This window comes from Pseudarthrobacter sp. (genome assembly GCF_036675385.1).
Lineage (GTDB): Bacteria > Actinomycetota > Actinomycetes > Actinomycetales > Micrococcaceae > Arthrobacter.
In genome coordinates this window covers 1-6399 of the sequence record NZ_JAKFFD010000133.1, presented here as the reverse complement: position 1 = coordinate 6399, position 6399 = coordinate 1, and the positions used below count along the sequence as shown (strand labels likewise).

2 protein-coding genes are annotated in these 6399 nt (G+C 64.7%); both read left to right on the top strand.

Annotated elements, in window-relative coordinates:
* Nucleotide 1 precedes the first annotated feature (1 nt).
* Complete coding sequence (locus V6M49_RS10270) at nt 2-5866, top strand: Ig-like domain-containing protein (protein WP_332761045.1); 5865 nt, start codon at nt 2-4, stop codon at nt 5864-5866.
* 157 nt (nt 5867-6023) lie between these two features.
* A partial coding sequence (locus tag V6M49_RS10265) for a hypothetical protein (RefSeq protein WP_332761044.1) occupies nt 6024-6399 on the top strand: 376 nt, incomplete at its 3' end.

The window sequence follows — 6399 nt, the reverse complement described above, 5'->3', positions numbered from 1 at the left end:
TGTGTTTGTGGATGATGAGACGGGTTCGACGTTGAACCAGGTTTCTCCTGCGAATATGCGTCTGGGCGGGGACAAGCAGTTGCCGGGTTCGGCGGAAGTGAGCTTCGGTGCCAGCGTGATCTCAGTGACGGACGCGGCATCGGGGAAGGTCTGGGCGGTGTCGCCGTCCACCGTAAATGGTTTTGACCAGGAAGCCTCCGAACCTGTGATGGTTGGCTCCGAAGGCCTGGTCTCCGCAGTCGGTACCGATGACCGGATCTACAGTGCCGATCCCAAGTCGGGCGCGGTGACTGTCACGGAGGTGGACGCGAACGGCGAAGTGGTGTCCACCGATTCCAGTACCTGGGGTGACCTTAAGGGTGCAGGGGACCTGCAGATCACGGTGGTGGGGGACAAGCCGGTGGTGTTGGATGCTGCTGCGGGGAAGCTGTTCCTGCCGGGCGGTAAGCGGCTGCAGTTGGAGAATGCGCGGGATGCGAAGCTGCAGCAGGGCGGTCCGGCGAGTGATTTTGTGGCGGTTTCGACGCGGAAGGCGTTGTTGAAGCAGCCGCTGGATGGTTCCACGGCGAAGACTGTGACCTTTGATGGTGAGGGTGTGCCGGCGGCTCCGGTGCAGCTGGCCGGTTGTGTGCATGCTGCGTGGTCCGGGGCGAACAAGTATGTCCGGGACTGTGTCAATGATGCTGATGATAAGAACGTTGACGTTCCAAAGGCGAGTGCGTCGCCGTCGTACGTTTTCCGGGTGAACCGGGACCTGGTGGTCCTGAACGATGTGAACTCGGGGAATGTGTGGCTGGTGAACCAGAACATGCAGCTCGTGAACAACTGGGACGACGTCATCCCGCCGAAGGAAACCTCCGACGATGCGGACAAGGACTCCGCCGACGAAGTCCAGCAGACCGTGTTGCCGGACCGCACCAAACCCAACAGCGCACCCGTGGCCAAGCCTGACACGTTCGGGATACGGGCGGGACGGACCGCCATCCTCCCTGTGCTGGACAACGACACCGATCCCGACGGCGACATCCTCACCGTCCGCGCACCCGACCCGATCAAGTCCGGTCTCCTCGCCCCGATCTACGGTTCCACCGGCTTCCAGGTCAGCGTCCCAGCCGACAAAACCGGGTCCGAAACTTTCAAATACACGGTCGAGGACGGCCGGGGCCTCACCGCTTCCTCCGACGTCACCCTCAACATCATCCCGCCGGGGGAGAACTCCGCCCCGCGGCAGAAGCCCAACCGCAACACCACCCTCGTGGTGCAAGCGGGCAAAATCGTCAGCCAGAACATCCTCACGGACTGGACGGACCCCGACGGCGACGACCTCTACGTGGTCAGCGCTACCGGGAGCGACCCCCGTGACCAGGTCAAGGCCCGGCCGGACGGACTGCTCACTTTCCAGGACGCCGGCACGGAACCCGGCCGCAAAGTGGTCACCGTGACGGTCTCCGACGGCCAGTCGACCGCCGAAGGCAAAGTCACCGTGGATGTCCGCGCTCCGGGTGCGCTGCCGCCGATCGCCAACGCGGACCACGTCGTCGCCGTCGCCGGTGTGGACACTGTCATCGCACCGCTGAAGAACGATTCGGACCCCCAGGGCGGGGTCCTCCGCCTCGCCCAGATCACGCCGGACGGCAACTCCACCGCCGCCATGGGGGCGGACCAGCAGACCTTCACGTTCAACTCCACGGCCGAAGGCGCCCACTATGTGTCCTACCTCGTGACGAACGGTCCGGCCAGCGCCCAGCAGCTGGTCCGCGTCGACGTGGTTTCCGGCGACGGCGACGGCGCCCCCGTTGCTGTGCGGGACACGGCCTTGCTGCCGAGCGGCGGCAACGTTCTGGTCGACGTACTGGGCAACGACTCGGACCCTTCCGGCGGCGTCCTGGTGGTCCAGTCCGTCACGGCGGCCGACGGCCTGCCGGTCACTGTTTCGGTGCTGGACCACTCGGTGGTCCGGATCACCGACATTCGGGCTGAGGGCCAGCTCAACGTCAAATACACGATCTCCAACGGCAAGTCCTCGGCCAGCGGCGACATCGCGGTGCTGGTGGTCCCGGCACCTGCCAAGCTCCAGGCGCCCCAGGCAAAACCGGACGAGGTCTCCGTCCGGGTCGGCGACGTCGTTACCATACCCGTTCTTGAGAACGACACCGACCCCAATGGTGGCAAGCTCACCTTGGAGCCGGTGCTTCCGCAGAAGCCCGACGACGCCGACGGCCGTCTCTTCCGCGCCGGCAACACGCTGCGCTTTATTGCCGGGGACCTGCCCAAGACGGCCTATGCGATCTACAAGGTCACCAACGAATCCGGACAGTCGGACTCCCAGCAGGTCACCATCCGCATCCGCGCACGCGATGACGAACGGAACACTCGTCCCGAGCCGAAAAACCTCACCGCCCGGGTGGTCTCCGGGATGGCAGTACGGATTCCCGTGCCTTTGGACGGCATCGATTCCGACGGCGACTCCGTACAGCTGATCGGTGTGGACAAAGCGCCCGCCATGGGAACGGCAGTCGTCAAGGACGGCTACCTTGAGTTCACAGCGACCGGATCGGCTGCCGGCACGGACACGTTCACCTACCGTGTCCGGGACCGGATCGGCGCCGAGAACACCGGTACGGTCATTGTGGGCATTGCCCCGCCTGAGCCCAATAACCAGAAGCCCATTGCAGTTGACGATTCCGTCGATGTCCGGCCTGGACGCAAGATTGCCGTGGACGCCCTCAGCAACGACTCAGACCCGGACGGGGACCCCATCGGGCTTGTCGCCGACGCGTTCGAGGCCCGCCCTGAACTCGGCGTCGAGACCGCAGACGGTGGCAGGGTGTTGCTCACCGCGCCGGGCGCCGCCGGCAACGAGAGCGTCGGCTACAAGATCCAGGACGACAAAAAAGCCCAGGGCAGTGCCGTGATCCGCGTCCGGGTCAACCCGGACGCCACCCTCAAGGCCCCGATCGCCAAGGACGATGTCATCAGGCCGGCCGAGACGCTGGGCAAATCCGCCGTGGACGCTCCGGTCCTGAAGAACGACTCCGACCCCGACGGTGTGGCCTCGGAACTCAAGGTCAGCCTGCCTGACGGAAATCCGAACGCCCGCGTTGGCGGTGACGGCAACGTAGTGGTCAGCCTTGCTCCGGCCGACCAGTTGGTCCCCTACACCGTCACCGACGTCGACGGCCAGACCGCCACTGCAGTCATCTGGGTGCCCGGCCAGGGCGAGGAGCACCCCACGCTGGCCCGTACCGACGTTGTGGAAGTGATGGCCGGCAAGGAAATCACCCTGGACCTCAACGAATACGTCCGCGTGCGGGAAGGCCGCACGCCGCAGATCACGCAGGCGGACAAAGTCCAAGTACAGGGTGCAGACCCCCAGAACATCATCGGCGGCAACGCCAGGACGCTGCGCTACGCTGCGCTCAAAGACTACGTTGGCCCCGGCTCTGTCACCTTCGAGGTGACAGACGGGTCCGGTCCGGAAGACCCGCAGGGGCTGAAGTCCACCCTGACCGTCATGACCAAGGTCATACCGGACCCGAACGCCAACCACGAGCCCACCTTCAGCGGAAGCGACCTGGAAGTGCCGAAGGCCGAAACAGCACGCCTGGAGCTGGGCAACCTTGCCAGGGATGTGGATGCCGGCGATCAGGAAAAACTCAAATTCGAGTTCGACGGGTCCCTGCCGGAGGGCTTCAAGGCAACGATAGAGGGGCAGACGCTGGCCGTGAGCTCCGAGCCGGGCATGGCCGCCGGCCGGAAGGGAAGCATCCCCTTGAAAGTGACGGACGGGCGGTCCGGACCCGTCAAAGCCTCGGTGACGGCCACCGTCGTTGCCTCCAACCGGCCGTTGCCCACCGCCAATGAAGACGTCGTTGAGAAGGCCAACGCCGGCCGGACCGAGACCATCAATGTCCTTGCCAACGACTTCAACCCGTTCAGTGACACCCCGCTGAAGATCGACTCCGTCGCCGTGGAAACCGGATCCGCTGCAGGGCAACCGCTCGTCAGCGGGGACTCCATCACGGTGACGCCCGCGGACGGATCCAAGGGCGTGATGGTGCTGCGCTACACGGTCTCGGACAAGACCGATGATCCGTCGCGCCAGGTGATTGGCCGGGTCCGCATCACGGTCCGGGACAAACCGGACGCCCCCTCGGCCCCCACGGCCACGGACGTGCGCAGCCGGACGGCTGTGCTCAAGTGGGCGCCGCCGTCGGACAACGGTGCCACCATCACCGGCTATACGGTCAAATCCAACACCGGCTTCGAACAAAAATGCGCCACCACCACCTGCACTCTCAGCGGGCTGACAAACGACGTGAAGTATGTCTTCACTGTGACCGCCACCAACGAGGTGGGAGACTCCCAGGCGTCAGCGCAGTCGAACGAAATCCGGCCGGACGAAAAGCCTTCTCCGCCGGAGGCGCCCACCGTTAAGGCGGGGGACAAGAACATGGTGATCAACTGGCTGCCGGCCAAGACTGAAGGCTCTGCCGTCAAGAGCTACAACCTCGAGATCTCCCCGCCGCCCGCCAGCGGGATCGCCGTAAAGAACGGGGTCACCGGACTTACCTACACTTGGCCCGGCCTGACCAACGGCGTCCGCTACAAGGTGCGCGCCCAGGCTCTCAACGAGCTCGGCCCGTCCGACTGGAGCATCTACTCCTCCGAAGACAACCCCGCCGGCGTGCCCGCTGCGCCAGCGGCACCGACCTCCGCCGTGGCATCTGCAGTGGGAACCACCAACCAGCTGCGGGTGAACTGGACAGAACCCGATACAAACGGCGACGCAATCAAGAACTACTACGTCACGATGAGCGGCGGCGGCGGCGCGCCGCAGACCCAGGCCATCGCCGGTACGGTGCGGACCGCCAACTTCACGGCGAACAACTCCGAAGCGGATTACACCTTTACGGTCCAGGCCGAAAACAAGGCAGGAAAGGGCGCCGTCAGTCCGGCGTCGGCCCCCCGCCGCGCCACAGGCAAACTCGGCCAGGTTTCAGGAGTCAGTGCCACCGCGGCCGACACCGGAGGAGCCGGACGGAAGGTGACGGTGGACTTCCGGCGGCTCACCGCGGCCGAACGCAATGGCTCGTCCGAGAGCGAAGTCAGCTACAGCTACAACGCGAGCAACGGGATGAGCGGCCCCATCAACCCCGGACAGACCATTGGAGGATTTGTCAACGGCACTCCGGTGAGCATCACGGTGGTCGCCAATTCCTCCGTTGCACCCAGCTCCAACGCCAGCACTCCCGCGTCCGCGACGCCGTACGGATCCCCTGGCACGCCCACAGCTTCCGGACAGAACGGCGGCCAGAACCAGAAGTCTTTGAGCTTCAGCTGGAGTTCTCCGTCCACGGCGACGAACGACGTCGCCCACACACAGATCAACATTGACGGCCGGGGCTGGGAAAGGGTCGCGGATTCGGGAAGCCGGACGGTGAACACCGGCGGCTTCGACGAACCGCACTCGATCCAGGTGCAAACCGTGAATTCCGTGGGGACCGGTGGCGCCATTGCCACTGCCACGGCGCAGTCCGGCCAGGCCAGGACTAACTGGGACGCCGCGGTCAACGGTTACCGCACCTGCACGGACGCGGCTGCCTCCGGGCAAACCTCGTGGCGGTCGCCGACGAACGCGGAACACACCTGCGGTGGTGTGACAAGTGGCTATCCGTGGATCTACGGCTCCGGCCCGTCCTTCACCGTCAACTGCTTCATATGGCGGACTGTGCCGGATGCCCGCGGCACCTACAAGTGGTACCGCATCAATTCGCATTCTGACGGCCGTTATGTGGGCCGGACCATTCAGGTCGGCAATACCACCCTGGGCGAGCCCGAGGGCCATGGGATCCCGCAATGCTGATGACGGTTGCAACCGCAGGAGGGGCGGTGGGGGAGCGCTCCCCATCGCGGCCGCTGCCAGGCTTCGGTAGGCTGGCGCGGGGAACAGAGAGCCCGGTATCGGGTCTTTGGAGGGGCTGCCCTGGGGGCTGCTGCACAATTGAGGGAATAGTAACGCTGTGACATCACTGCTGGGGAAGTTCGGTCTCAAGAAGCGCTACAACAAAATCGTCGTCGGCTCGGCTTTTGCCGCGGCCGGCGCCGTGCTGGTTGCCGGTGCGATCATCTATCCGGGGTTTAAGACCACTGAGGTGGAGTTGAACGACGGCGGCGTGTGGGTAGTCTCCAAGTCCAAGAATGCGGTGGGGCGGCTGAATTATCCGTCGCGGGTTTTGGATGGTGCGGTGACACCGGCGAGTACCACTTTCGATGTTCTCCAGAGCGCTGGGGATGTGTTTGTGGATGATGAGACGGGTTCGACGTTGAACCAGGTTTCTCCTGCGAATATGCGTCTGGGCGGGGACAAGCAGTTGCCGGGTTCGGCGGAAGTGAGCT